The sequence below is a fragment of the Paludisphaera soli genome (genome assembly GCF_011064595.1).
Classification (GTDB): domain Bacteria; phylum Planctomycetota; class Planctomycetia; order Isosphaerales; family Isosphaeraceae; genus Paludisphaera; species Paludisphaera soli.
The window spans coordinates 196217-223016 of sequence record NZ_JAALJI010000002.1 but is presented as its reverse complement, the minus strand read 5'-3'; the positions used below and the strand labels follow the sequence as shown (position 1 = coordinate 223016).

The following is a 26800-nucleotide window of genomic DNA, read 5'->3' as shown; positions in this document are numbered from 1 at the left end:
TCCTTTTCATCGCGCTCGCGGTCGGACGCGTCGTCGCTTCGTCTCAGCGCGGGAGAGTCGCCGATCCTGGGATTGCGTTTGATCCCCGCCCTTTTCGTTTTCGTACGAACAGGGCGGTTTCGAGATCCCATTCTCGCAGGCGGCGATTATACCGGCGGGCTCCGGCGTTCGCCAGACCTTGATCGTCGTCGCGCGGGCCGCGCGGGCGGGGCGTGACGATGGGGCCGACGGCGGGGGGTGGGAGGGGGCGAGTCAGGTCGGCGTCCCGGCGGTCGCGGGGCCCGATCCCGGCCCCGCCCCGAGGATCGCGATCGCATTTCGATGTCGGAGTTTCGCCTCCTCGCGGTCGAGCGGGTCGGCGAGGGCCTCGGTCGCCCCCCGGTCGACGGCGTCGGCGTGCCGCCGCAGCGCCTCGCGGAATCCGGGATCGCGCGCCCGCCGGCCGACCTCTGCGAGGACCTCGAGCAGCCTCAGCGTCACGGCCGCGTCGCTCCGGGAGGCTTGCCGGATCTGGTTGAAGGCGGCGTCGACGATCCCCGAGGGCGTCGACGCGTCGGTGACCACGCGGAGCCTCCCCGCCTCGTCGTGCCGGAACCGCGAGGGGAACGTCCGGCCGGCCAGCTTGCAGAGCGCCGCCCCCAGCCGGTCGAGGCAGCCGATCGCCGTGAACGGGTCGTTTCCCGGGTCGAGGGCGCGGAGGGCGATCTCGACGAGCTGATCCACGACGAACTCGACGTCCTGGCCCTGCGTCCTTCGCGGGCCGATGAAGAAGGCCCCCCGGATCGCCCCGGCGAGCTCGTCGTCGACCCGGTCGCCGGGCCAGGCCCGCGCCAGCGCGTCGCCCGGGAAGAGGAACTTCCCCGGCCTCCGCTCGACGGCGAGGACGAGGTCGCGCTCCGAGGCCAGCGCCATCAGCCGGTCGGCGTCGATCGCCCGCAGGTGGCCGCCGTCCTCGACGGCGATCGCGCGCGAGTCGGCCTCGAACCCGTCGGGCAGGTTCGGATCGTCGGGAGTCACCGAATCCCCGCCGGGACCCCGCCCGAGTCCCTTGGGATAGAGCCGGTCGATGTCCCGGTCGAGTTCCCGGCCCACCGCGGCGATCACGTTCTCGGCCTGGATCGATTCGGCCGCGTGGTGGATGAAGTAGATGAGAACGCCGAGGCTGGCGAGGGCCAGGAGGAGGCCCACCGTGACGGAGATGTGGGGGACGAAGCGTTCGTCCTCGGTGCCGTTCACGGTCCGCAGGACCAGCAGGCAGTAGGTGAAGGTGGCGATGAACGTGCCGATGGCGACCTGGTTGCCGCGGTCGCGCATGAAGTTCCGCAGCAGCCTCGGGCCGAACTGGGAGGAGGCGAGCTGCAGCGCCACGACGGTGATCGAGAAGGTGACGCTGGCGATGGTCATCATCGAGCCGGCGACCGTCGAGAGCACGGCCCGAGAGCCTTCCGGGCCTCGCGTGAAGGTCCAGCCCAGGGTCGCAAGGCCGTTTCGCGAGGGGGTGGCCTTGTCCAGGTGGATCGTGGCCAGCGAGAGGAGCACCGCCCCGGCGACCATGAGCGTCGGCACGAACCAGAAACTCGTGCGGACGTCGTCCCAGCGGCCGACCAGCCAAATTTTCATCCCGTCGTCCTCGCGAGCGTCGGAGCCCCTCGAAGAGGGGCCCCGGACGCGCGGCTCACTTCTTGTCGAGCTTGGCGAGCACGGCCTTCGGGTCTTCCTCGACGGCCTTCTTGCAGCCTTCGCAGCAGAGGTAGAAGGTCCGGCCTTCGGCGGTGACCTTGAGCGGGACGTCCATCGCGCCGAGGTGCTCGTCGCTGACCGGGCAGATGGCCTGCTTGAGGGCGGCGTCCTGCTCGTCGGCGGGAAGCTTCTTGATCGCGGCGATCTCCTCGTCGCTCAACTTGACCTCGGAGGCCGAGGGGCCTTCCAGGCCCGGCTCGCCGTCCTTCTTGGGCTCGGCCACGGGGTCCGGAGCCGCCTCGGTGGCCGACGGGATGGGGGCGACGGGCTCCGCGCGGGAAGGGGCCGGGGCCGGGGCGTCGTCCTTGGCCGGGGCGGCGACCGGCGGCATGCCCGGCGCTTCCTTGCTGGAGTCCACCGGCATGGCGTCTTCCGAGGTTCCGCAGCCGACGAGGAGGGCGAGGGCCAGGGCCGGAGCCCCGAGTCGCAAGATCCGGTCCATGAAGATTCCTTTGTCTGTTGAGTTCGCGTGCAGGGGGGGCGCCGCCCGAAACGGGGCGACGCGCGACGACGACTCGCATTGTATCCGTCGGGCCTCGCGACGGCCAGGCGCGCGAAGCCGCCCGCGGCCCGGCGCGAGGACGCCGGCGCGGGCGTTCGGGGGACCTTCGGGCGTTTGGGGATCAGAAGGGGGCGTCTTCGGCCGGGTCGCCGGCCTCGACGGGGATCCCCTTGTAGATCTTCCGATTCTCCAGCGCGAAGAGCTTGTCGGTGAACGCGTCCTCGGTCCTGGACTGCATCAGGTGGCGGGCCGCGGCGTTCATCTTGGCGTCGAGGTCGTCGATGAACGAGACCAGCAGCGCCTCCAGGGTCATCGGCAGGACCGGCGCCCCGAACTCGCGCTTGCCGTGGTGCGAGAGGATGGCGTGCTCCAGGCAGAGCAGGGTCTCCTCGGGGAAGCCCTCGATGGTCCGGGCGGTGTCGCGGACGAGGTCGCGGCCCATGATGATGTGGCCGAGCAGCGAGCCTTCCTTGGTGTAGCGGGCCTCGACCGGGTTGTACGACAGCTCGCGGAGCTTGCCGATGTCGTGGAGGATGATCGCGGCCATCACCACGCCCTTGTCGAGCGGCGGGTTGAGGCCGTCGTAATAGTCGGCGTAGTGGTCGACGAGGAGCGAGCCGACCCGGCTCATGCTCCAGACGTGCTCCAGCAGGCCGCGCGTGTAGTTGTGGTGCATGGCGGCGGCGGCCTGCATTCGGCTGAACAGCTCGAGGTTCTCGTCGAGGATGCGGAGCACGAGCTGCTTCAAATGGGGCTGCGTGATGTATCGGTCGATGCGCTGGCGGATCGACTCGGTCATCGACGCGGCGGAGTACTTGCTGGTCTCGTACAGCTCGTCGAAGTCGAAGCCGTCGACGGCGTCGGCCTCGGTGGCGGGCTGGATGCCCAGCAGCTCGATCTGCATGCCGAAGCGGATGTTGAAGCTGGCGCGGACCTGGATCCGGTAGGCGATCCCCTCGACCCAGGAGCCGGCCTCGGGGAAGTAGCGGTGGTCGTGCCAGAGCGGGGCCTCGCACGACACGTCCTTGTCGCGGAAGAGACACTTGATGAACGGCTGGTTCGCCTTGGTCGTCCCGCGCGTCTTCCGCACCAGGGCCGCGAAGCAGACGGCCTCCTGGCCGTCCACCAGGTCCGAGAGCCGCGTGATGACGGTCGAGGTCGAAGGCATATCGATGTCGTCCCCTCGTCGGGATTCCAGCAAAGGACCCGCGACCCTCGGCGAGGGCGGGGCGAGGCAGGCAGTCCGACGGCCCGCGGTGCGTCCAAGTTTACACCAGGATCCGCGGGGCGGCGGCGCATTTCGACGGATCGACCCGGCCGATTGCGACGGCCGGACCGATACCTTGCCAGGCCCGGCCACGTTATCCTGGAGCGCCGGTCCCGTCGATCGCAGCTCGCGGTCGGCCCGGGGCGGTCCCACCGAAACCCGACCCGAGGAGAAGGAGCAGCCATGGCGACGACCCCCGGGGGCCGCAGGCCGACGCTGGAAACCCTTGGAAAGATGGACCTTGAGGCCACGATCCGGGAGGTCGCCGGCCGGCGCTGGGATGTCGTCGTGGTGGGCGCGGGGCACAACGGCCTGACGGCGGCGGCCTACCTGGCGAGGGCGGGCAAGTCGGTCCTGGTGCTGGAATCGCGCGATCGGGTCGGCGGGGCCTGCACGATCGAGGAGGTCTGGCCGGGCTACAAGCTCTCCCCTTGCGCGTACCTGGTCGGACTCCTCCACCCGAAGGTGATCGAGGAGCTTCGGCTCCCCGCCTACGGGTTCCGCTGGACCCCGGCGACGGCCGGGCTTTTCGTCCCGTTCGAGGACGGTTCCAGCATCCAGTTCTGGGACGACGAGGCCCGTTGCGAGGACGAGATCCGCCGGATCTCGCCGGTCGACGTGGAGGGCTGGCGGGATTTCGGCTCGGTGAAGGCCCGGCTCCGCGACGCGCTCCGGCCCGAGGGGGACGGCGACCTCTGGATCGGCAAGGCCCCGACGATCGAGCAGATCGACGAGCGGCTCGGGGGGGACCACGAGGCCCGTCGCCTCCTGTTCGACTGGTCGATGGTCGAGTGCGTCGAGCACTACTTCCAGGACGAGCGGATCCAGTCGGCCTACCTGGGGCAGGGGGTCATCGGCACGAACGCCAGCCCGCACGACCCGGGGACGGCCTCGATCCACTTCCACCACCAGTCGGGCCGGCTCGGCGGCGTGCCGGGCCAGTGGGGCTACGTCGAGGGGGGGATGGGGATGGTCTCGTTCCTCCTCTGCGACGCCGCGCGCGACCTCGGCGCGGTCGTGGTCACGGGGGCGCCGGTCGCCCGCATCCTGCCGGGCGAGGGGGTGGAGCTGGCCGGCGGCGAGCGGATCGCGGCCGACGTCGTGGTCTCCAACGCCGACCCGCGCGCCACCCTGCGGATGCTGGGCGAGCACGCCGACTCGTCCTGGCGAGGGCGGGTCGAGACCGTCCCGCAGCTCGGCTGCACCCTCAAGATGAACGTGGCGCTCAGGCATCTGCCGAGCTTCAAGGCGCGGCCCGGCGAGAACCGGGAGCACCACCTGGGCCAGGTCAACACGCCGCTCTCGAAGGCCGAGTGGGACGAGGGCTACCGGGCGTCGCGTCGCGGGGAGCTGCCCGCCCGGCTCTGGACCGAGCTGTATTTCCACACCGCGCACGACCCGAGCGTCGCCCCCGAGGGGGCCCACACGATGAGCGTCTTCGCCCAGTACGTCCCCTACGCCTTCGCGACGGGAGACTGGGACTCGCGCCGGGCCGAGGTCGTGGAGCTGGCCCTGAGTTCGATCGGCCGGTTCTGCGACGACCTCCCCGGCGCGATCCTCGACGTCCAGGCCCTGGGGCCGCCGGACGTCGAGGCGCGGGTGGGGCTGACGGGGGGGCACATCTTCCAGGGCGAGTGCCTGCCGGCCCACATGTGGGAGAACCGGCTCGCGCCCCGGACGCCGATGCCGGGCGTCTTCCTCTGCGGGGCCTGCACGCACCCCGGGGGGAGCGTGATCGCGATCAACGGCCGCAACGCCGCGATGGAAGTCCTCGGGGCGTGAGCGGCCGTCCTCGGCCCGGGCGGGTCAGACCACGGAGCGGAAGTAGGCGAGGGTGGTCTTCAGGCCCTCGGCCCGGTCGATGGTCGGGTTCCAGCCCAGGAGCTTCTGGGCCTTGGTGATGTCGGGGCGGCGGCGCTTGGGGTCGTCTTCGGGGAGGTCCTCGTAGATGATCCGGCTCTTGGTGCCGTCGACGAGGGCGATGATCTCCTCGGCGAGCTGGTGAACGGTGATCTCCGACGGGTTGCCGATGTTGACCGGCAGGGCGTACTCGGAGTGGAGCAGGCGGTAGATGCCGTCGACCAGGTCGGTGACGAAGCAGAAGCTCCGGGTCTGGTCCCCCTTGCCGTACATGGTGATCGGCTCGCCGCGGAGGGCCTGCTTCATGAAGTTGGGGAGCACGCGGCCGTCGTTCAGCCGCATGCGCGGGCCGTAGGTGTTGAAGATCCGGACGATGTGGGTCTTCACGCCGTGGAAGCGGTGGTAGGCCATGGTGATGGCCTCGGCGAACCGCTTGGCCTCGTCGTAGCAGCCGCGCGGGCCGATCGGGTTGACGTGGCCCCAGTATTCCTCGACCTGGGGGTGGACGTCGGGGTCGCCGTAAACCTCGGACGTGCTGGCGAGGAGGAAGCGGGCGTCCTTGGCCTTGGCCAGGCCCAGGGCGTTGTGGGTGCCGAGGGAGCCGACCTTCAGGGTCGCGATGGGATGGGCCAGGTAGTCGGCGGGGCTGGCGGGGCTGGCGAAGTGGAGGACGTTGTCGACGGCGCCGTCGATCTCCAGCGGCTCGGAGACGTTGTGCTCGATGAACCGGAACTTGGGGTTCGCGTCCAGGTGCTCGATGTTGCGGAGCGTCCCGGTGAGCAGGTTGTCGACGCAGACGACCTCGTCGCCCTCGGCGAGGAATCGCTCGCACAGGTGGGACCCGACGAAGCCCGCTCCTCCGGTGATGACCGTTCTCAAAGTTGTTCTCCGATGACGTTGCCGAGGCGGGGCGGCCGGGGATTTCGATCCCCGGGCCCGAAGACGCCCATCATAACGACTCGCCCGGCGGCTCGTCAGCCGAGTGAGCGCGGGGAGTCGGTCGCTCGCCGGACAGCCGGCGCGCGAAGTCGACGAGCCGTCGCCAAAGCTTAGTCCGCCGGGAGGGGGGCGGGGGGGGCTCGAACGACAGGAAGTCGACCAGGTCGAAGCCGAAGGGGCGGAACTCGGCCGCGTAGCCGTTCTGGAGGAGGCACTCGACCATCAGCGAGGCCGCGGCGAAGTTGTGACTGTGGATGAAGAAACGCGCGTCCCGAAGCGGCTCCCGGGGCCGGGCGCAGAGCCATCGGACGACGGCCATGCCGCAGTCGTCCCGGTTGACGTCGACGAAATGCTCGCCGCCGAGGTCGTGGTCCAGGTGGACCTCGTCCCAGGGCTCCTCCAGGCGGGCGATGCAGGCGTCGGCCGTCTCGACCCAGACCGCCTCGGGGCAGCGTCCGAGGAAGGCCTCGACGCGCCGGGGGTCGTCGTCCAGGAACAGGACGCGCCGGGCGGGGGCGTCGGGTTCGGTCGCTCGGGGGCCCTCGATCATGGGCGGGGGCTCCCCGCTCGGTCGCGGGCCTTCGTCATGAATCGGGATCGCTCCCGGGGCGCCGCGCGCCCCCGCGAGGGGACGCGAGGGGATACTCGAGGATCGTCCCCTCGCGATCGGCGGCCGCCAGCTCGCGGAGGCGGCGGAAGCCGGCGCTGACGCGGGCCTCCTCGGCGGCGACGAAAGCCGGGTCGAGCGCCGACTTGGCGAACGGCCCGTCGTCGACGGCTGCGGCGAACGACTCGTCGACGATGAACTGCGCCAGGGCCGGGTTGCAGCGGAGGTGCCGCTCCGGGAGCTTGTGGAGGAGTTCGGGGTCGACCTCGCCGAGGACGTACCGGAGGTACAGCTCGGACTCGAGGAGCCCCTCGACCTCGGCGCCGCAGGCCGCGCACAGGTAACCTTGATCGCAACGGGCCATGTCGACCCCCGCCCCTCGGGGCGGGGCTCCTTCAACGGGGCGAATCGAGCACGTCGGCCATCGCGTAGGAGCCCGGGGGCTTGCCGGCCAGGAACACGGCCGCGTCGATCGCCCCCCGGACGAACCCGTCGCGGTTCAGTGCGCGGTGGGTGAGTTCCAGGCTGTCCCCCCCCACGGCGAACAGGACGGTGTGGTCGCCGGGGCAGTCGCCGGCGCGGACGGCGTGCATGCCGATCTCGCCCCGGGGCCGCTCGCCGACCTGCCCTTCGCGGCCGTGGACCATCGGCCCGGCGCCGGACGAGGCCATGACGATCTCGGCCAGGCGCAGGGCGGTGCCGCTGGGCGCGTCCTTCTTCAGGCGGTGGTGCCGCTCGACGATCTCGACGTCGGCCTCGGTCCCCAGGGCGGCGGCGGCTTCGGCCACGAGCTTCATCAGGAGGTTCACCGCGCGGCTCATGTTCGGGGCGGCCAGCACGGGGATCGCGGTCGAGGCGGCCTCCAAAGCCCGGTGATGCTCGGGCTCCAGGCCGGTCGTGCCGACGACGAGGGCGATCCGGTCGCGGCGGCAGAAGGCGGCGATCTCGGGCGTCCCCGAGGGGTGCGAGAAGTCGATGAAGACGTCGGGGCGGGAGTCCGGGCCGAGTTCGCCGAGGGTCTGGACGGGGACGCCCAGCGGGCCGATCCCGGCCGCGATGCCGGCGTCCTCGCCGAGCTTCGGGTTCCCCTCGCGGTCGACGGCCGCGACCAGCTCGACGCGGGGGTCCTGGGCGACGAGCTGGACCAGGCGCAGGCCCATCCTCCCCGTCGCTCCGTGCAATCCGATCCGGGTTCGCGCCGTGCTCACGGCCGGTCTTCCTTTCGCTGGGTCGGGACTCGCTCGATGGGACGCCCGGGGCCGTTCGCGGCCGGTGCGGTCAGGAGGCGGCGTCGCCGTGCAGGGCGATGGCGCGGACGATGGCGTCCAGGTCGTTGGGGACGACGACGGGATGGTTGGCGAACTCGGCGCGGGTCACGCCCCGGCTCCCCAGGACCTTCTCGAAGTTCGCGCGGTCGGCGCCGTGGTAGGCGACGGTCGCGGTCGGATCCTTGAGCTGGTGCCCGGTGAGGATGCAGACGACGCGATCGGACGGGGCGATGAGGCCCTCCTCGCGGAGGCGTCGGGCCCCGGCGACGCTGGCCGCGCTGGCGGGCTCGCAGCCCAGGCCGCCGGCGCCCACCTGCGCCTTGGCGTCCATGATCTCCTGGTCCGAGACCTCGCGGACGACGCCGTCGCAGAAGTCCAGGGCGCGGAGGCACTTCTTGAAGTTGACCGGGCGGTTGATCTCGATGGCCGACGCGATCGTCGACGCCTTGACTCCGGAGGCGTCCAGCTCGCCGTAGTAGGAGTCGACCTTGGTCGAGTCCGCCAGGCCGTCCCGCCAGCGGACTTCGCGGGAGCCGTACAGCTCGTGCAGGGTGCGGGCGCCGTTCGCGTTGATCACCGCCAGCCGGGGGGCGCGGGGGATCAGGCCCAGGTGGACCAGCTCGATGAACGCCTTGCCGAACGCGCTGGAGTTGCCGAGGTTGCCGCCGGGGACGACGATCCAGTCGGGGACCTCCCAGCCCATCGCCTCCAGCACGCGGTACATGATCGTCTTCTGCCCCTCCAGCCGGAAGGGGTTGACCGAGTTCATGAGGTAGATGCCCAGGCGGTCGGCGACCTCGCGGACCCGGCGCATGGCGTCGTCGAAGTCCCCCTCGATCTGGACCGTGAGGGCCCCATGGTCGAGGGCCTGCGAGAGCTTGCCGTAGGCGATCTTTCCCGAGCCGACGAAGATGATCGCCTGGAAGCCGAAGTCCGTGGCCGAGCAGTAGACGGACAGCGCGGCGGAGGTGTTGCCGGTGCTGGCGCAGGCGACGCGGCGGGCGCCGATCATCCGGGCGTGGGTGAACGCCGCGGTCATGCCGTTGTCCTTGAAGCTCCCCGAGGGGTTGAGGCCCTCGTACTGGAGCATCAGGCCGCCGGGGTCGATGCCGACGTAGCGGCCCACCTTCTCGGCCTTCTGCAGGAGGGTCCGGCCCTCGCCGACGGTGACGATCCGGTCGGCCGGGGCGAACGGCAGCAGCTCGCGGAACCGCCAGACGCCCGAGAAGCAGAGCGGGTCGAGGGGCCGGGACCACTTGGCCTCGAAGGCCTTCAGGCTGCGGGGCGTCTCCAGCCGGTCCCACTCGTAGACGACGTCGATCAGGTCGCCGCACCGGGGGCAGCCGAAGTGGGCCTCGTCGATGGCGAACGTCGCCGCGCAGGACGGGTTGAGGCACTGCTGGAAGGCGGCCTCGGCGGCGCGTCGGGGGGTCTCGGTCGTCAACGTCGAATGCCCGGACATCGGTCTGTCTCTCGCGGGGGTGGGGCGCGACGGGGGGGAAGGCCCCGCCTCGAAGATGGCGCCGCCGGTCGCGGCACCCTCGGGCCTCAACGTCACTCTAAGGGAATCGCCCGGCGGCGGCAAGCCGAGCGCCGGGCCGCGCGGGCGCGGGCTTGACGCAACACAAGAATGTGTCTATCCTATCATAACTTACAGGGTACGCCCAGTCCTCGGTCGTGCGAGGGCCCGACGATCCCGCCCCACCGTCCCACCCCGCCCAGCCAGGAGAGTATTGCGATGGCTGCAACCTCTACACGCGCGTCCGCGTCGAGCCGGTCGTCGAAGACCGCCGCCGCCGCGTCGGCCCGCCACCTCGCCGAGATCCGACGCGTCGCCGAGCTGCTCAAGCAGGTGTCCGACCCGACCCGGCTCCAGGTGCTGCTCCTCCTCAGCGAGAAGGAGCGGAACGTGACCGAGCTGTGCGCCGACCTCGGCAGCCAGAGCCAGCCGGCGGTCAGCCACCACCTGGCCCTGCTGCGGCACGGTCGCCTGATCGAGCCCCGACGTTCGGGGAAGCACAACTACTACGCCCTCACCGAGGCCGGCCGCGAGCTGGCCCAGGTCGTCGAGTCCGTCGTCGGCTGAACGTGCGACGCGACGCGCCCGGCGTCGGCCCCCGCGGCCGGCCCGGGCCTCGCGACGACATCGGCTTGATCGGTCAGTCGGCCAGGCACTCGCGGAGGAAGGCGAGGCCGTGGGCCACGTCGCGAAGCCTCCCCTCCTGGTCGCCCACCTCGCGCTCCACGACCAGCGGCCCCTGGTAGCCGGCACCCTTGAGGGCCTTGACGAAGGCCCGGATGTCGACCTCTCCCTCGCCGAGCGGGACCTCCTCGCCCCACGCGCCCTTCACCTTGGGCCGGCGCGCGTCCTTCAGGTGGACCGAGCGGATGTCGGGGCCGAGGATCTTCACGGCCTCGATCGGATCCCCCATGTCGTAGAGCAGCATGTTGGCCGGGTCGAAGTTGACCTTGAGGTTCGGCGACTTCAGGTCGTCGAGCGTGCGTCGCAGCAGCGCGGCGGTCTCCTGGCCGGTCTCGAAGGCGAGCGTGACCCCCTTGGCCGCGGCCAGGTCGCCGGCCCGGCCGAGGACGTCGAGCAGGTCGGAGCGGCCGGGGTCGTCGACCTCGGGCAGGAATCCGGCGTGGAGCATCAGGTCCGACAGGCCCAGGGCGACCGTCCGGTCGAGCGCCCATTGCAGCCGCTCCAGGCGCTCGGGCCGGGTGGCGGGGTCGCCGAAGCCGCCAGTCTTCTGGATGGTCTGGGGCGTGGTGTAGTCCTCGCCCGGGAAGCCCAGCATCGCGCCGGTCATGCGGAAGCCGGCGGCGCGGGCGGCGGACGGGAGGTCATCCCCCTCGTCCCAGCTGGCGTGGTGAGGGTCGCCGCAGGCGATCTGGACGACGTCCACTCCCAGGCGGTCCAGGAACCCCTTCAGCTCCGGGACGCTCTTGACCTGGAGGCTCCAGCTGCACACACCCAGGGCGAGGGGTTCGAACGGGCGCGGGGACGAGACGTCGGGCGTCGTGGACACGATACCGTCACCTTCCGGGAACGCGGGGACTGGGGCGACCGCCCCGGCCGGGGCGCACGCCCGATGATAGCCCACGACGCCCCGCGACGCGAGGGGCCTCGGCGTCCGGTCCTCAGACGGCGAGCGCGTCGCAGGATTCGGTCCGGCGTTCGCCGTCGGCGAGGACCCGGGCGGCGTCGACGACCCGGTCGCGGCCGGTGCGCTTGGCCTCGTACAGGGCGATGTCGGCGGTCGCGATCAGGGCGTTGATGGTGCGCCGGCGTCCGATCGTGGTGCACGACAGGCCCAGGCTCGCCGTGATGCGGAACTCCTTGCGGGCCGCCCGGATCGGGCGGCTCGCCAGCAGCGAGCGGATCTGCTCGGCTCGGTCCAGGGCCTGTTCGATCGAGGCGACGGGCAGGGCGATGATGAATTCCTCCCCGCCGTAACGCGCCACGAGGTCCTCGGATCGGGTGGATTCGCGCAGGGTCTTGGCGACCTCGCGGAGCGCGGCGTCCCCCACGTCGTGGCCGTAGGTGTCGTTGATCCGCTTGAAGTGGTCGACGTCCACCATGAGGACGGCCGTCCCCAGCTTCCGGAGCTTGTTCCGCTCGCAGAGCGGGCCGATCTGCTCCATGAAGTAGCCGCGGTTGTAGAGGCCAGTCAGGTTGTCCCGCACCGTCCGCTCGAACATCTCGCGCTGGAACCGCTCGTCGCAGGGGTCGAGGCTGACGTACTTCAGGATGATGGAGCCCCCGAGCTGGACCCGCGAGCCGTCCTCCAGGCGGGCCGGCTTGTGGGGGGGGATCCGCTTGCCGTCCAGCAGGGTGCCGTTGCTGCTCCCCAGGTCGGTCAGCCAGGCCGCCCCGTCCTCGTCCACCGTCAGGGCGGCGTGCCGACGTGAGACGGTGGCGTCGTGGAACTGGTAGGTGTTGTCGACCGCGCGGCCGAGGCTGGTCTGCCGGCCGACGCGGAACATGGTCCCGGTGGTGCCGCCGTGGACCAGGATCAGGTACATGGGGGACGCGGGGGTGACCTGGGTCTCCTCCGCCTCTTCCACGACCGGCGAGGGGCAGATCTGCGTGCTGACCTTCAGGTCCATGACCGCCTCGATTCCCTCTGGACGGCATCGCGCCGATTGGGGGCGCGGCGACGGGCCGGGGGCCGATGGCCGCCCGCGGCGTCTCTGCCATGGCCAAGGTGATCCGACTTCCCTCGGCGGCCCCCTGGGGCGGGGGCTCGCCTTACGGGTAACCTAGGTCGCCGCCCGAGCATGTCAAATCGCCGTCGCGGAAATGCCTCGCGGCCGGTTGGCCGGGCGGCCGGGCCGTATAGAATGGGGGGCCGGCCGACGGGGAGCGAAACGGGGACGACGGGAGGGTCCGGGATGTCTTGGTCCTGGAAGTTGGGGCGAGTGGCGGGGATCCCGATCTACGTCCACTGGACGTTCGTGATCCTGATCGCCTGGCTGGTGGCGGCCGGGGCGATGGCGAACCAGAGCCTGGCGCGGGGGCTGGAGCAGGGGGGATTCGTCCTGGCCCTGTTCGCCTGCGTCGTCCTGCACGAGCTGGGCCACGCCCTGACCGCGCGTCGGTTCGGCGTTCCGACGACCGACATCACCCTGCTGCCGATCGGCGGCGTGGCCCGCCTGCAGCGGATCCCGGACAAGCCGGGGCAGGAGCTGCTGGTGGCCCTGGCCGGGCCGGCGGTCAACGTGGTCATCGTCGCGGTGCTGGCCGGCGTCTTCGGCGTACGGCTCCCCTCGACGGCGGCGGACACCGGCCAGATCCTGCACGCCGGGTTCTGGTCCAAGATCCTGCTGGTCAACGTGTTCCTGGCCGCGTTCAACATGCTGCCGGCGTTCCCGATGGACGGCGGACGGGTCCTCCGGGCCCTGCTGGCGATGAAGCTCCCCTACGCCCGCGCGACCCGGATGGCGGCGTCGATCGGCCAGCTCATGGCGATCGCCTTCGGGCTGTTCGGCCTCAGCAGCGGCGCCCCGATGCTCCTGTTCATCGCACTTTTCGTCTGGATCGGGGCCGAGGCCGAGGCCGTGCAGGTCGCCGAGCGGGCGGCGCTGAAGGACGTCCCGGTCGGCGAGGCGATGCTCACGAACTTCCTGACCCTGCGTGCGGACGACACGCTGGGCCACGCCGCCGACCTGCTGCTCGCCGGGGCCCAGCAGGATTTCCCGGTCGAGGACGGCGAGGGTGGCGACCTGGTGCTCACCCGCGCCAGCCTGATGTCCGGGCTGGCCTCGCGCGGGCCCGAGGCGCCGGTCCGCGAGTTCGCCGCGGCCGCCGCGGCGCCGGTCGAGGCCGACGGCCCGCTCGTCGCCGCCGTCGGCCTGCTCCGCGAGCAGGGCGTCCCCTGCCTGCGGGTGACGCGCCAGGGGCGGGTCGTCGGCCTGCTCACGCTGGAGAACGTGGGCGAATTGCTGATGGTGCGCGAGGCCCTCGGCAAGGTCGGCGACGGTTCGGTCGCGCCGGCGGGGGGCGAGCGGGTGTATTGACGCGAAGCGGGAGCCCCCGGCATGACGACCGCCCAGAAGCTCGGCCTGGCCGCCCTCACCGACGTCACCTTCGAACGTCGGGGGGGCGACTGGGTCGGCAAGTGCCTGATCTGCAACGGCCCGATCGCCTTCGACGCCCGGACCGGCGAGGGCGCCACGATCGAGCACATCCGCGCCCGGACCCGGGGGGGCGGCGACGACCTGGCGAACCTCGCCGCGGTGCACGGCCGATGCAACGGCGAGAAGGGCCGCCGATGGGACCCCCGGAAACGGCGGTCGGCCGAGGACTACGAGGCGTTCGTGGCCCGCCTGCTGGTCAAGCGGGCCGAGCGCTGGCGCCCCTTGCCTCAGGACCCCGCGCCGTCCTGAGCCAGTCGGTCCATCCAGCCTTTCAGCGTTTCGATGATCGCCGGGTTGAACTCCCCCTCGGACTTCCGGCCGAAGCTGTCGGCGAAGCTCGTCGCCTTCGAGAATCCGTGGTCGCAGTCCAGCGCCACGAACGTCCCCCCGCCGGGATGCACGGCGTCGACGGCCTCGGCGATCATCCGGTGGTCGACCTCGGGGGCGACGTAGTCCCCCTTCCCCCAGATCGCCAGCGCGTGGGCCTGGGCGGCGGCGGCGGCCCAGGCCTCGGGCATGTTCAGTTCGGCGAGTTGCTGGAAGAACGTGTAGTGGCCGCCGAACAGGTGGGTCCCGTCGTACCCCATCTCCTCGGCGTGGCCCCGAAGCTCCGGGTGCTCCGCCAGCACGTCGGCCGGCGACTTCTTCTCCAGGTAGAGCCCGGCGAGGAAGCGGTTCTCGTCGCGGACCTGCCGCTCGATCGTCGCGAAGTCGGCCCCGGCGAGGCGGCTCTGGCGGCGGATGTTCTCCAGTTGATACTCGAACCAGGTGCGGAAGACCGTGCCGTATACGGCCAGCCCCCGCACTGGCTCCTCGGCGGCGAGCACGGGGGCCATCACCCCCCCCATGCTGTGGCCGAACAGGAAGACCCGGTCCGGGTCGACGAACGGATAGGACTTGAGGGCCTTGAGCGCCTGGCGGTAGCCGTCGAGTTCGGTGCGGAAGTCGATCTCGGGCCAGGGGCCCCCCTCGCTGTCGCCGCAGCCCGGCTTGTCGACCTGCATCACGACGTAGCCGGCCTTCGTCAGCTCGGCGACGATCCGGTCGTAGCCCATCGGCTGTCCGCCAGGCGCGTCGATCGAGAAGTTCCCGAGCCCCTGGATCATCAGGAGCGCGGGCCGCTTGCCTTGGGCCGCCGGCCTCGTGACGATCGTCCGCAGGCGGTGACCCAGGCTCGTCGCCGAGTCGTAGAGGACCTCATAACCATCCCCCTGGCGTCGCGGCTTCTCCTTGAGCACCACCTCGGCGTCGGCCGGCCCTCCGTCGCGGACGTAGCGGACGGCGAGCCGATCGCCGGCCTTGGCCGTCTTCATCCGGCCGACCACGTCGAGCGGTCCCTTGACCGGTTCGCCGTCGACGGCGGTGATGACATCGCCCGGCTTCAGCCCGGCGGCCTCGACCGACGAGTCGGCGATGACCTGGACGATCGCCGCCCCCTCGGCCGCGTCGAGCTTCCGGCTCGCTTGCAGCTCGGGAGTGACCGGCCCCATCGCGGCGCCCAGCATCGGCTTGCGGGGGAGGGGGGCGGCCGGGTCGTCGGCCCTCGCGAGGGTCGCGGCGAGCAGGAGTGCCGGGGCCAGGAGGGCGGGAAGGAGGCGGGACGGCGAGGGACGGACCGGCATCGGCGAGGCTCCGAGGGCCGCAGGGACGGGATGGATCACCACGTCCAGGTGGCGGGATCGGGGCCGATCGCGCCGGGGCCCGGGCCGGATTTCGACTCGAGGCCCCGGCCGGTCGTCAGCGGGCGGTCAGCTCCTGGACGAGTTCTTCGGCCTTGTAGACCGATCGGAGGGATTCCAGGATCCCCCGCGAGTCGACCGAGACGGCGCGGGCGACGGCGTCGTCGTAGCCGAAGTCCAGGACGAGCGACTGGATGTTGCCGTCGAAGATCAGGCCGACGACCTCGTTGTCCTTGTTGACGACCGGGCTGCCGGAGTTGCCGCCGATGATGTCGGCGGTCGAGACGAAGTTCAGCGGCGTGTCGAGCTTGAGGGCGCCCGACGCCTTGGCCTCGTGCCACGACTTGGGCAGGGCGTACGGCGGCTTCGCGTGATGGGCCGCCTCGTGCTCGAAGGCCCCTTCGATGTTCGTGAACGGCGGGATCGCCTTGCCGTCGATCGTGTAGCCCTTCACCGCGCCGAAGGCCAGGCGGAGCGTGAAGGTGGCGTCGGGATAGATCGAGTCCCCCTTCTCCTCGAACAGGGCCTTGGCGACGAGCGCGTAGCTGGCCGACTCGACCCCCTCGACCTGGTCCTCGCGCTCCTTGCGGAGGGCGCGGGAGGCGGGGTCGACGGCGATCGCCAGCTTGATCATGGGGTCTTCCGAGGCCTCGATCGCGGCCTTGCCCCCCTCGGCCAGCTTGCGGCGGACGGCGACGTCGGCGAGCTTCGACCTTGCCACCAGGTCGGCCGCGGCCTGCTCGGGCGTGCGGCCGTCGAGGACCCGGGCGAGGTCCGGGTCGTCGGGCGCGACCTTCTTCCAGTAGTCGAGGCCGAAGGCGAACTTGGCCTGCTCGAACGCGGGGTAGATGGGGGCCTCGGAGAACAGCTCCAGCTCCAGCGATTCGAGGGCCGAATCGCGATACTCCTTGAGCCGGTCGGCGTTGGGCTTGGCCTTCTCGTCGGCGAGCCGGACCAGGTTGCGGGCGATCGAGAAGAGGGCCGAATCGAGCCCCCGGCCCCGCTCCAGGAACATGTAGGGCCTGGCGGTGCGGACGTTGACCTGCTGCGCCTCGGCGATCTTGTCCCAGGCCGCGCCGTAGGCGGCCTTCTTGGCGTCGTCGGCCGCGATGCGGGCCCGCAGGTCCCGCTCGGCCTCGCGCTTGCGGTCCATGAAGGCCAGGCTCTGGAGCCCGCCGAGCCCGCCCAGGCGGGCCTTGCGGCTGTTCTGGATGGAGAACAGCTCCTCCTTGGCCTGGCGGAAGGCCTCCTCGCCCTGCTTGCCGTAGGCGAGCAGGAAGGCCTCCTTGGCGTGGAGCCAGTCGAGCAGGCTGGGGAAGCCGAAGTCGCGCAGGTACTCCACGCTCGCCACCGTGTTGAGGCGGTCGGTGCGGCCGGGATGGCCGGCGACGAAGATCAACTCCCCGTCCTTCGAGCCGTCGGGGCTCCACTTCAGGTGGTGCTCGATCTTTGCCGGCTTGTCGTGCTCGTAGGCGCGGAAGAAGCAGACGTCCAGGCAGTAGCGGGGGTACTCGAAGTTGTCCGGGTCGCCGCCGAAGAAGGCGATGTCGAACTCGGGCGCGAAGACGAGGCGGACGTCCGTGTACTTCTTATAGGTATAGAGGTGGTATTGCCCTCCCTGGTAGAGGGTCACCACGTCGCTGCGGAGTCCGGTCTTCTCGGTCGACTCCTTCTCGATCTCGGCGCTGGCCTTGCGGCGGGCGGCGGCCGCGGCGGCGACGTCCATGTCGGGGGTCGCGCCGGCGTTCACCCTCGAGGTCACGTCCTCGATGGCGACGAGGACGTTCAGCTCCATGTCGGGGGCCTTGGCCTCCTCGGCGTGGGTCCTGGCGTGGAAGCCGAGCTTGTAGTAGTCCTTCTCCGAGGTGCTGAGCTTGGCCAGGGTGTCGGCGCCGACGTGGTGGTTCGTCATGATCAGGCCGTCGGCCGAGACGAACGAGCCCGACCCGCCGTTGTTGAACCGAACGGCCGACGACCGCAGGTGCTCGGCCCAGCCCGGCGGGGGCGTGAAGCCGTATCGGGACTTGAGGGTCTCCAGGGGGAGGTTGTTGAAGACCCACATCCCCTCGTCGCCGCGAGCCGTCGTCATGGTCATGATGGCGCAGATACCTGTGAGGACCGCGATCGACCGCCGTCGAATCCACATGGGCCTGATCTCCTGGGGGCGAGCGGTGCGGGGGGCCGGAGCCGAGCGTGCATCATCCGAGCCCCCCGGCGGGGATGTCAAGACGGTGCAGCGGCCGCGGGCGGGGCCGGTGGGGCCTTGATCGGCCTTCCCGTTCGGGTCAAATTCGAGGCCTCCCCGTCCCGCAACCGTCCCCAGCCGCTCAGGAGATCCGATCATGAGACCCCGACGAATCGGCATGCGGACGGCGATCGCCGCGGCGGCCCTCGGCCTGGCGGCGGCCTCGACTTCGGCCGACGAGCCCCCCGACGCCGCGAAGGTCTTCCGGGACGATTTCGAGCGCGACGCCCCCACCGGCTGGAGCTTCACCGACCCCGCCGCCTGGCGGATCGCCGAGACGAAGGACGGCGACCGGGTCCTGGAGCTGTTCGGGGCCAGCAAGTACGAGCCCAAGGTCCGCTCGCCGCTGAACATCGCCCTGATCGACGGCGAGGAATTCGGCGGGTTCGAGCTGCGCGTCAAGGTCCGGTCGACCGTCAAGGACTACGGCCACCGCGACCTCTGCCTGATCTTCGGCCACGTCGACCCGTCCCACTACTACTACGTCCACCTGGCCAAGGCGGCCGACCCCCACGCCCACAGCGTCTTCCTGGTCAATGGGGAGCCCCGGGTCTCGATCGCCGAGACCCGCACCCAGGGCGTCGACTGGACCGACGGCTGGCACGAGGTCCGCCTGGTCCGCGAACCGGACTCCGGCCTGGTCGAAGTCTACTTCGACGACTTGGAGAAGCCGATCATGACCGCGCGCGACAGGACCTTTTCCAAAGGGCGGATCGGCCTGGGCTCGTTCGACGACAAGGGGATGTTCGACGACCTGACCATCAAGCCCCGCTGAGCCGGCGAGCCCGGGCGAGGGCGGCGTCAGCGGGGCGCGTCGTCCCGGGCCCTCCAGAACCGGAGGACCCCGGAATGGTCCGCCGAGATCAGCGTGTCGCCGTCGGGCGAGAAGGTGACGGCGTTGATCTGGGCCTCGTGCCCCGTCAGGGTGAGCAACTCGTCGCCTGTCTTAGGGTCCCAGAGCCGGACGACGCGCCCGAGGCCGCCGGCGGCCAGGGTCCGCCCGTCCGGGCTGTAGGCCAGGGCCCTCAGCTCGATGTCGTCGCCGTTGATGGTCCGGACCAGCCGCGCCGATTCGGCTTCGAGGATGAGGATGCGCCCTTCGCGATCGGCGACCGCCAGGCTCCCGCCGTCGGGGCTGTAGCGGACCGCGAACGACTGGACCCCGGAAGCGTACTCCGCGACCATTCCGCCGGTCTCGGCGTCGCGGACCCGGACCCTGCCGGAGTCGTCGACGCTCGCGAGGCGGAGGCCGTCGGGGGAGACGGCCAGGTCGTGGAAGCGCCTCTTGCTCTTGGGGCCCCTCGGCTCCTCCCCGGGCGGGAAGGCCGTCCAGGCGTCCCGCTTCCGGGAGACGTCCCAGGCGAACAACGTCCCCCAATCGCCGCCGACGTAGATCCGGCGTCCGCTCGGATCGAAGGCCACGGCGCGGGCCGGCTCGTCGTCGGGCAGGTCGAGGACGGCGATCTCCCGTCCGCTCGGGACTTCCCAGAGCCTGATCGGATCCTTGACGGCCAGGCTCGTCGTCGCGAGCATGGCCCCGTCGGGCGAGAAGGCCAGGTCGCTCACGGTGGCGTCGTGCCCCTTCCAGGACCGAAGGAAACGCCCGGACCGCGCGTCCCACAACTTGATCGACTCCATGTCGCGATCGTTGTTCGCCACCGTCGCACGGATCGAGCCGTCGGCGGAGTAGGCGACCCCCCAGACCTCGTCGCGATGCGCCTGGACCATGGTCGCGTCGTCGGGCGCGAGGGTCCGCTCCCAGTCCCACCGCCAGACGTGGCGGCCGATGCCGTAGATGAGCGACTGCCTGTCGAGAGAGCGCACGACCCAGGCCCCTTCGGTCGCCTGCGCGATCCGACCCGGCGACTCGCCGAGGAGGCGGCCGTCGACGCTCGATCGGAGTTCGAAATGGTCCGGCGCCGTGAATTCGGACCGATGGGCGAGGAACGCCGATCCGTCCGAGATGTACCGAAGGTGACTCGTCCGGACGCCCACGGCGTCGGTCGGCCCGTAGATGACCACGTCGACGCCTCGCGAGTGGTCGAGCAGTCGCACCTCCCGGTCCTCGCCGATGACGAGAACGCCCTCGCCGCCCGGCTGCAAGGAAACCTTGACCGCCGGCGCGGGGAGGTCGGGGTAGGTGTGCAGGCGCCGACCCGTGGCGACGTCGAAGATCGTCAGGTCGCGAGGCTCGGTGCGGGCGACGGCCAGTCGCCGGTCGTCGTCGCCGAAATCGACGTGCATCAACGACCCGGTCGGGGCGTCCGGCAAGGTCGCGATCCACGCTCCGGAGGGGGCGTCGTAGACCGCGAGGCGGCCTTCGGGATCGATGGCGGCATGCCGGAGGCCGTCGCGGCTCGCCGCCAGCCATCGGATCGGCGTGACCGAATCCGGAGCCCGATCGAGCCCCTCGCCCCACGTCCAGCGGACAATCGCCGCCACGCCGGGGATTCCATGGAATGCGTCGGCGCAGGCGGCCGCGAGGACGCGACCGGAGTCGTCGAAGGCGAGGCTTCGGAAGCAGAAACTCGATTCCATGGACATCCGGCCGCGGAATTCCCCCGACCCCACGTCGCGCACTTCGATCCGGATCCGGTCCTGCGCCGCGGTCCGGTCGCGGCCGTTCAAGCCGAAGGCCACGAGCTTGCCGTCGGGTGAGAAGGCGACGGCGAAGACGCCCAGGTCGGGATCGCCCGAAAGGGACCAGACGAAGCGTTCGCGGGTTAGGTCGTAGATTCCGAAGCAACGGACCGGGCTCCGGTTGGCGACGGCCAACCATCGCTCGTCCGGGCTCAGGGCTCCGACGTCCAGGCCGTTGTCGAGGCCGGGGAGCTCCTGGGCCTCCCGCCTGGCCGTCCGCCAGAGATAACGCCAGGCGAACCCGCGACGGTCGGTCCCGCCCGGCTCCGGGATCAGATCGCGGAGGATCTGCTGGACGCGGCCGAGGTGACCTTCCTGCAAGGCCTTCGCGGCGACCTGGATCTGGGAGCCGTAGTAATGGGTCTCGGCGGCGTCGGTGTTCCGGTCGGCCCGGTCTCGCTCCTGTCGCAGCTCCGCGATGGTCTGCTGGAGCATCTTCTCGTTCAGGTCCAGGCTGTCCTTCGATTCGCGCAGCTCCTCCACCAGGCGGCGGAGCGAGAGGTTCCAGGCGGCGATCCCGCCGATGAGGAGCAGGGCGAGCGCGAGCGAGGCCGTCAGCCCCAGGGCGGTCCGGGGGCGTCGGTGCGACCAGCGTCGCAGCCGCTCGAGCTTGCCGAGCGGCCTCGCGAGGATGCGACGGCCCGCGAGGTAGCGATCCAGGTCGTCGCGGAGTTCGCCGGCCTTCGCGTACCGGCGGGCGGGGTCCTTCTCCAGGCATTGCAGGGCGATCGTCTCCAGGGGCTTCGGCGCCCCGGGGCGCAGGACCCGGACGGGGATGGGCTCGTCGTGGAGCACCATGCGGAGGGTCTCGGTCGAGTTCTCGCCGCGGAACGGCGGCCGTCCCGTCAGCAGCTCGTACAGCACCGCGCCCAGGCCGTAGACGTCGGTCCGGCGGTCGAGCTCCGACCTCCCGTCCGAGGCCATCTCGGGAGCCATGTAGGGGGGGGAGCCGATGAGCATCCCCGTCCTGGTGGCGGCCTGGCCCTGGCCCGCCACCGTTTCGAGCCCCGCGTCGATCAGCTTGGCCAGCCCGAAGTCGGTCAGGCGGGGCGACAGGTCCTCCGCGTCCGAGGTCGGCCTCGCCCCCGGGAGCAGGATGTTCGACGGCTTGATGTCGCGGTGCAGCACGTTGCGGCCGTGGGCGTGCTCGACCGCGTCGGCCAGGATGCGGATCAGCCGGGCGGCCTCGCGGGGCGGGACCGGGACGTTCCGGTGCTTGAGCCAGGCTTCCAGGTTGGGGCCGTCGCAGAACTCGCTGACGATGTACCAGCGGCCCCGATCCTCGCCCGACTTGATGTGGGGGACGACGCCCGGATGCTTGAGCCGGCCGACGACCTCGGCCTCCAGGATGAACCGCCGACGCGCGTTGGGCATGCCCGTCAGGTGGGGCGACGGGATCTTGACCGCCACCGGCTCGCCGGTCGCCGGCTCGATCGCCCGGTACACCACGCCCATCCCGCCCCGGCCGATCTCCTCCAAATCGCGGTAGGGCCCCAGCGATTCCAGGCGCGTGGGGCAGGTTGAGGACGACCTCCCCCCGATCCCCGCGACGGCCTCGCGGACGTCCTCCAGCTCGGCGGGGGTCAGATCCGGTAGGAGCCCTTCGAGCGACGGGCCCTCGAAGAGGGTGGCGTCCGCGTCCCATTCGGTCCGATCGTCCGACGGCTCGGGAGTGTTCATCGTCCGGCCTCCGGCTTCCGCAGGTCGAGAAGGTCCGGGAGGAACCCGCTTCGATTGAAACTTGTTTTCAACAAGTATGAACGGCTTTCAATCGATCATCAAGGTGCCGGCGAGTAACGACGGCCCCGCCCCTGGATTCCCGCCGCCCGGGGGGCGAAGATGGGCCGTCCGAGTCCCTCCCCGTCCCGCTACAGGAGCGTCCGCCCATGCCCGGTTCCCGTCTTCCGCTCGCGATCGGCCTGGCCCTCGCCATCGCCCAGTCCGCCCCTCCCGCCACGGGCCAGACCCCGGCCCCGGCCGAGCCGGGCCGCTGGATCAGCCTTTTCGACGGCAAGAGCCTCGACGGCTGGATCCCCAAGTTCACCGGGAGCCCCCTGGGCGAGAACTATCGGGACACGTTCCGGGTCGAGGACGGCGTCCTCAAGGTCTCCTACGACAAGTGGGACGCGTTCGGCGGCGAGTTCGGCCACCTGTTCTACCACGCGCCGTTCTCGAAATACCGGCTCAAGGTCGAGTATCGATTCGTCGGCGAGCAGTGCCCCAAGGGCCCGGGCTGGGCCTTCCGCAACAGCGGGGCCATGCTCTACAGCCAGGACCCGACCACCATGCGGAAGGACCAGGAGTTCCCCGCCTCGCTGGAGATCCAGTTCCTGGGAGGCGGCGAGCGCGGCAAGCGGCCCACGGCCAACGTCTGCTCGCCCGGGACGGTCTACACGATGGACGGCAAGCTGGTCACCCAGCACTGCACCGAGTCGAAGTCGAAGACGATCCGGGGCGACGAGTGGGTGACCGTCGAGGTCGAGTGCCACGGCTTCGGGCCGATCAAGAACTACGTCGACGGCGAGCTGGTCATGGAGTACGAGAAGCCGCAGCTCGACCCCAATGACCCGGACGGCGCCGCGCTCATCAAGGACGGCCGGAAGGACCTGGCCGGCGGCTGGATCGCGCTTCAAGCGGAGTCGCACCCGGTCGAGTTCCGCAAGGTCGAGATCCTGCCGCTGGAGGACTGAGCCGGCCGCCGGCCGCCGCCCCCTCGGTCACTCCGGCTTGCGGAGCGGCCGGGGGAAGACGTCGAGCGGCGACAGCCGCTCCCAGAGCGCCAGCTTCTGGTCGCGGGTCAGTTCGCGGACCGGCAGGCGGACCGGGCCGCAGTCGACGCCGACCATCGCCATCGCGGCCTTCGACGCGGCCAGGAAGCCGAACGCGGCCAGGGCCTTCACCAGGTCGATCGAATGGCCCTGCTCCCGGCGGGCGGCCTCGAAGTCCCCCTTCTGGAAGGCCTCGCGGATCCGGTGGTAGACCGGGGCCGCGAAGTTGTAGGTGTTGCCGATCGTCCCCGCGAAGCCCATGCTCAGGCCGGCCAGGTAGCACTCGTCGGCCCCGAGCAGGGCGTCGAACGCGCCGCCGTCGAGCCGGATGCACTCCTGGAACTCCAGCCAGTCGTTGTTGGAGAACTTCAGGCCCCGGAGCGTCGGGATCCGGAGCTTGCCCTCGCGGAGGCAGTCCGACATGGGGAACCGGACGCCGGTCATCGCCGGGAAGTCGTAGAAGTAGAACGGCAAGGGGGCTGCGGCGGCGGCGATCGGGACGCAGAACTCGACGAAATCCCGGATCGTCTCGGGCCGATAGTAGCTGGGGAAGATCGCCGCCACGGCCTTCGCCCCGACCTGCCTGGCGTGCGAGGCCAACGCCACGGCCTCGGCCCGGCAGTTGCCGCCGACGTGGACAGCCACGCGGAAAGAGCCGCCGTCGGCCGCGACCCAGGCCTCGGCGAGCCCCCTCCGCTCGTCGGAACTCATCGAGGCCCACTCGCCGGTCGTCCCGCCGATGAACACCGAATCGAGCCCCGACTCCCGCAGCAGCGCGGCCTGGAGCGGGACGGCTTCCAGGTTCAGGCCGCCGTCCGGCAGGAACGGGGTGTGAGGGGCGGGGATCAGTCCCGACAGCGGCCCTGGCATGGGGATACTCCAGAAGAGACGCGGGCTCAGGAGGCTTCCCGCCGACGTCGCGGGAAGACCGAACCGACCAGTGTACAGGGGCCGAGCCCGGGTCAGAACTGCCGATCGCCCCGCGTTCGGAAATGGCCACGTCGGATCCCCTCGCGACCCCTCCCCTCGGCACGACCCGCCCTCGGCGACGGCGGGCTCCCGTGCTTTGAGACTCGCGAGGAGCCTCCCGAAATTGGCTTCGTTCGCGCCACACATAAAACGGACCCAATCGACGTAAATCGTTTTGGAATAATAACTCAAGACAGAATTTCGGTGCCGTGAATTGGCTTCGTTCGGCGCGCTTTGCGTGGGTATTCCCGACGCTTCAAGGTTGGCGGCCTGATCGGATCGAGCGTTCGGGGACGAACTCGCAGGGACCGCCGCGCGCGGCATCCCTTGAAGGAGAGTGTGGGCCGAGAGGGGGCGTCGGCGAGCGGATGTTGCTCAACGGCCTCGTTTGGGCGGGGCCGTCGGCATGCGGTGTTCGCGGAGGGCGGCCAGGGCTCGGGCCATGTCGGGGGGGAGGGGGGCGGACAGCTCGATGGGCTGTTCGGTCATCGGGTGGGCGAACCGCAGGGCGAAGGCGTGGAGCGCCTGGCGGTCGATCAGCGAGGAGTCGAGGGCGTCGGGGTCGGCCCCGGGGACTTCCAGGTCGGCCAGGGTGAGTCGATTGCGGCCGGAGTAGGCCTTGTCGGCCACGATCGGGTGGCCGATGCTGGCCAGGTGGACGCGGATCTGGTGGGTGCGGCCGGTCCGCGGCTTGCACTTCACCAGGGCGTAGCCGCGGAAGCGTTCCAGGATCTCGTAGAAGGTGACCGCCTCGCGGCCCCCCTCGGCGATCTCGCGGACGGCCATGCGTTCGCGGATCGTGGGGTGGTAGCCGATCGGCCGCTCGATGTAGTCGCTGTCGCGTTCGGGGACGCCGTACACGAGCGCGAGGTATTCCTTGTTGACCGTCCGATGCTCGAACTGGAGGGCCAGGCGGCGGTGGGCGAGGTCGTCCTTGACCACGACGAGCAGCCCCGTCGTGTCGCGGTCGAGCCTGTGGACGATCCCGGGGCGGTCCTCCCCGGCGAGGGTCGAGAGCTGGTCGTAATGGTGCTGGATGGCGTTGACCATCGTCCCCCGCCAGTTCCCGCGCGACGGGTGAGTGACCATGTCGGCCGGCTTGTTGACGACCGTCAGATGCTCGTCCTCGTAGACGACCTCGATCGGAATGTCTTCGGCCGCCGGCGTCGTGTCGTGCAGCGGCGGCAGCCAGACCTTGACCCGATCGCCGGAGCGGATCTTGTACGAGGTCCGCACGGCGCGGCCGTTCACCTCGACCGCGCCGGCCTCGATGATCTTCTGGAGCACGGTCCGGGAGTAGTCGATGAACCGGCTGGCCAGGTAGGCGTCGATCCGCTTGCCGTCGGTGCGCGGCTTGACCTCGAACTCCTGGGGAGTCTCGGACAGCGGCGTCTCCGCCTCGTTCGGTTCGGGCGGCTCCAGGTCGGTCGGGGTCGGGTTCATGGACATCGCGGGGGCCGCCGGCTTCGGGAGGAAGTCAGGCCTTGGGCTCCTCGACCTTGGGCGCTTCGGCAGGTGCCTCGGCCTTGGGCTCCTCGACCTTGGGGGTCTCGGCGGGTGCCTCAGCCTTGGGGGCCTCGGCGGGCACCTCGGCCGGAGTCTCCGGCTTGAGCTCCTCGACCTTGGGCTCGGCGGCGGTGGTTTCCGGCTTGGGGGCCTCGGCGGGCGCCTCGGCCTTGGGCTCTTCGGCCTTCGGTGCCTCGGCCTTGGGCTCTTCAACCTTGGTCGTCGCGGCCGGGGTCTCCTCGGCCTTGGGCTGCGCGGCCGGCGCGGCGGGGGCCTCGGGCTTCGGCTCTTCGGCCTTGGGGGCGTCGGCGGAGGGGGGCGGCGGGGGGATCAGGAGGCCGCCCTCGGCCGGGGCGTCGGCGTCGGTCGGGGAGGGGACGACGGGGGGGAAGTCGAGGGTCTCGCTCCCCAGCGGGGGGAGGCTGACCCGGGTCGGCTTGAAGGCGTAGAGGTCCTTGTAGAAGGCCGCGGCTTCGGGCTTCTGCAATTCCTCGGCGAGCTTCTTGGCCTCGACGGCCTCGGCGGCGTCAGGCCAGGTCTCGGCGACGAGCTTGTACTGGTCGACGGCCTTGGGGAGTTCGTTGCGGGCTTCGAGAGTCCGGGCCTTGCCGAAGGCGGCGGCGACGGCGATCGGCGAATCTTTGGGCTCCGCCTTGGCGAGCTGGTCGTACAGGTCGAGGGCCTTCTTCAGGGTCGGGAGCGCCGCGTCGGAGTTGTTGGGGAGGTCGGCGACGCCGGACTGGTAGAGCTGCGAGGCGGCCTGGAGGGTGGCCCAGGGGGCGGCCGGCGATTGCGGGTTCGCCTTGGCGATCGCGAGCCGGTCGTCGGCGGTCTTGGCCTCGTCGAGCCGCGTCCAGACCTCGGCCTCGCCGCCGCCGCGCGAGCCCAGGGTGTTGGCGGCGATCACCAGGGCCAGGACCGCGACGACCACAGCGCCGATCGAGCCCCAGAACTTGAGCGGGTCCTTCATGGCCCGGTGCACCCACCGGGCCAGGAGCGTCATGTCCTGTTCCGGGTCGTGGATCACCGTCGGCGTCGCGTGCTCGAACTGGTGTCGAGCGGGGTGGGTCGCGCCGGGGGAATGGATCGGGGACGGTTCGTTCTTCATCCTGCTCACCTCGCGCCCTGGCTCGCGGTCCCCGCGAGACGGACTCCGACGTTCGGGCCTTA

22 protein-coding genes are annotated in these 26800 nt (G+C 70.9%); 6 read left to right on the top strand and 16 right to left on the bottom strand.

Annotation, left to right across the window (positions count from 1 at the left end; translation table 11 throughout):
• Positions 1-252 precede the first annotated feature (252 nt).
• The 3 genes from G6O68_RS03810 to G6O68_RS03800 all read right to left on the bottom strand — a co-directional run bounded on the left by G6O68_RS03810 (position 253) and on the right by G6O68_RS03800 (position 3410).
• Entirely contained in the window at positions 253-1620 is a 1368-nt protein-coding gene (locus G6O68_RS03810; RefSeq protein ID WP_165244989.1) for a DUF2254 domain-containing protein, read from the bottom strand.
• A gap of 55 nt (positions 1621-1675) precedes the next feature.
• Positions 1676-2182, bottom strand: coding sequence for a hypothetical protein (locus tag G6O68_RS03805; RefSeq protein ID WP_165244987.1), 507 nt, complete (start codon positions 2180-2182; stop codon positions 1676-1678).
• A 181-nt stretch (positions 2183-2363) separates the two neighbouring features.
• On the bottom strand, positions 2364-3410 hold the full coding sequence (locus tag G6O68_RS03800; RefSeq protein ID WP_165244985.1) for a 3'-5' exoribonuclease YhaM family protein: 1047 nt from the start codon (positions 3408-3410) through the stop codon (positions 2364-2366).
• A 282-nt stretch (positions 3411-3692) separates the two neighbouring features.
• Here G6O68_RS03800 and G6O68_RS03795 point away from each other — a divergent pair, with 282 nt between their 5' ends.
• The gene (locus G6O68_RS03795; protein WP_165244983.1) at positions 3693-5291 is read left to right on the top strand and encodes a phytoene desaturase family protein; all 1599 of its coding nucleotides are present in this window, start codon (positions 3693-3695) and stop codon (positions 5289-5291) included.
• Positions 5292-5315: 24 nt separating this feature from the next.
• Here the strand turns inward: G6O68_RS03795 and G6O68_RS03790 are convergent, their stop codons facing one another.
• The 5 genes from G6O68_RS03790 to thrC all read right to left on the bottom strand — a co-directional run bounded on the left by G6O68_RS03790 (position 5316) and on the right by thrC (position 9645).
• Positions 5316-6248 carry a UDP-glucuronic acid decarboxylase family protein gene (locus G6O68_RS03790; RefSeq protein WP_165244981.1) on the bottom strand — a complete coding sequence of 311 codons (933 nt, stop codon included), beginning with the start codon at positions 6246-6248 and terminating at the stop codon, positions 5316-5318.
• A gap of 70 nt (positions 6249-6318) precedes the next feature.
• Positions 6319-6858 (bottom strand): cyclic-phosphate processing receiver domain-containing protein, encoded by a 540-nt coding sequence (locus tag G6O68_RS03785; RefSeq protein WP_165244979.1) that lies wholly within the window; start codon positions 6856-6858, stop codon positions 6319-6321.
• A gap of 34 nt (positions 6859-6892) precedes the next feature.
• Positions 6893-7279, bottom strand: coding sequence for a hypothetical protein (locus G6O68_RS03780; protein WP_165244977.1), 387 nt, complete (start codon positions 7277-7279; stop codon positions 6893-6895).
• Positions 7280-7310: 31 nt separating this feature from the next.
• Positions 7311-8123, bottom strand: a complete 813-nt coding sequence (dapB, locus tag G6O68_RS03775; protein ID WP_165244974.1) for a 4-hydroxy-tetrahydrodipicolinate reductase — start codon at positions 8121-8123, stop codon at positions 7311-7313.
• 70 nt (positions 8124-8193) lie between these two features.
• On the bottom strand, positions 8194-9645 hold the full coding sequence (gene thrC / locus G6O68_RS03770) for a threonine synthase (protein ID WP_165244972.1): 1452 nt from the start codon (positions 9643-9645) through the stop codon (positions 8194-8196).
• A gap of 276 nt (positions 9646-9921) precedes the next feature.
• On the opposite strand from thrC, the gene G6O68_RS03765 reads away from it, so the two are divergent.
• A complete protein-coding gene (locus tag G6O68_RS03765) occupies positions 9922-10269 on the top strand; it encodes an ArsR/SmtB family transcription factor (RefSeq protein ID WP_165244970.1) in 348 nt (115 codons plus the stop codon).
• Between the two features lie 73 nt (positions 10270-10342).
• On the opposite strand, the gene G6O68_RS03760 is transcribed toward G6O68_RS03765, so the two are convergent.
• A complete protein-coding gene (locus tag G6O68_RS03760) occupies positions 10343-11212 on the bottom strand; it encodes a sugar phosphate isomerase/epimerase family protein (RefSeq protein ID WP_165244967.1) in 870 nt (289 codons plus the stop codon).
• A gap of 112 nt (positions 11213-11324) precedes the next feature.
• Entirely contained in the window at positions 11325-12293 is a 969-nt protein-coding gene (locus tag G6O68_RS03755) for a diguanylate cyclase (protein WP_165244965.1), read from the bottom strand.
• A 285-nt stretch (positions 12294-12578) separates the two neighbouring features.
• Here G6O68_RS03755 and G6O68_RS03750 point away from each other — a divergent pair, with 285 nt between their 5' ends.
• Together G6O68_RS03750 and G6O68_RS03745 are read left to right on the top strand one after the other, a co-directional pair.
• Complete coding sequence (locus tag G6O68_RS03750) at positions 12579-13703, top strand: site-2 protease family protein (RefSeq protein ID WP_165244963.1); 1125 nt, start codon at positions 12579-12581, stop codon at positions 13701-13703.
• Between the two features lie 21 nt (positions 13704-13724).
• Complete coding sequence (locus tag G6O68_RS03745; protein ID WP_165244961.1) at positions 13725-14072, top strand: HNH endonuclease; 348 nt, start codon at positions 13725-13727, stop codon at positions 14070-14072.
• On the opposite strand, the gene G6O68_RS03740 is transcribed toward G6O68_RS03745, so the two are convergent.
• Together G6O68_RS03740 and G6O68_RS03735 are read right to left on the bottom strand one after the other, a co-directional pair.
• Positions 14051-15445, bottom strand: a complete 1395-nt coding sequence (locus G6O68_RS03740) for an alpha/beta hydrolase family protein (RefSeq protein WP_165244959.1) — start codon at positions 15443-15445, stop codon at positions 14051-14053. The genes G6O68_RS03745 and G6O68_RS03740 overlap by 22 nt on opposite strands.
• Positions 15446-15560: 115 nt before the next feature.
• Positions 15561-17648, bottom strand: a complete 2088-nt coding sequence (locus tag G6O68_RS03735) for a S46 family peptidase (RefSeq protein ID WP_165244957.1) — start codon at positions 17646-17648, stop codon at positions 15561-15563.
• Positions 17649-17844: 196 nt separating this feature from the next.
• Between G6O68_RS03735 and G6O68_RS03730 the strand changes: the two genes are divergently transcribed.
• A complete protein-coding gene (locus G6O68_RS03730; protein WP_165244955.1) occupies positions 17845-18522 on the top strand; it encodes a hypothetical protein in 678 nt (225 codons plus the stop codon).
• 26 nt (positions 18523-18548) lie between these two features.
• Here G6O68_RS03730 and G6O68_RS03725 read toward each other — a convergent pair whose 3' ends face one another.
• A complete protein-coding gene (locus tag G6O68_RS03725; protein WP_165244953.1) occupies positions 18549-22067 on the bottom strand; it encodes a WD40 repeat domain-containing serine/threonine protein kinase in 3519 nt (1172 codons plus the stop codon).
• Between the two features lie 206 nt (positions 22068-22273).
• Between G6O68_RS03725 and G6O68_RS03720 the strand changes: the two genes are divergently transcribed.
• Positions 22274-23077, top strand: coding sequence for a 3-keto-disaccharide hydrolase (locus G6O68_RS03720; RefSeq protein ID WP_165244951.1), 804 nt, complete (start codon positions 22274-22276; stop codon positions 23075-23077).
• Between the two features lie 27 nt (positions 23078-23104).
• Here G6O68_RS03720 and G6O68_RS03715 read toward each other — a convergent pair whose 3' ends face one another.
• The 3 genes from G6O68_RS03715 to G6O68_RS32290 all read right to left on the bottom strand — a co-directional run bounded on the left by G6O68_RS03715 (position 23105) and on the right by G6O68_RS32290 (position 26738).
• Positions 23105-24025 carry a dihydrodipicolinate synthase family protein gene (locus tag G6O68_RS03715; RefSeq protein ID WP_165244949.1) on the bottom strand — a complete coding sequence of 307 codons (921 nt, stop codon included), beginning with the start codon at positions 24023-24025 and terminating at the stop codon, positions 23105-23107.
• Positions 24026-24499: 474 nt separating this feature from the next.
• A complete protein-coding gene (locus tag G6O68_RS03710; RefSeq protein WP_165244947.1) occupies positions 24500-25567 on the bottom strand; it encodes an RluA family pseudouridine synthase in 1068 nt (355 codons plus the stop codon).
• Between the two features lie 34 nt (positions 25568-25601).
• Positions 25602-26738 carry a tetratricopeptide repeat protein gene (locus G6O68_RS32290; RefSeq protein ID WP_206108007.1) on the bottom strand — a complete coding sequence of 379 codons (1137 nt, stop codon included), beginning with the start codon at positions 26736-26738 and terminating at the stop codon, positions 25602-25604.
• Positions 26739-26800: the final 62 nt, after the last annotated feature.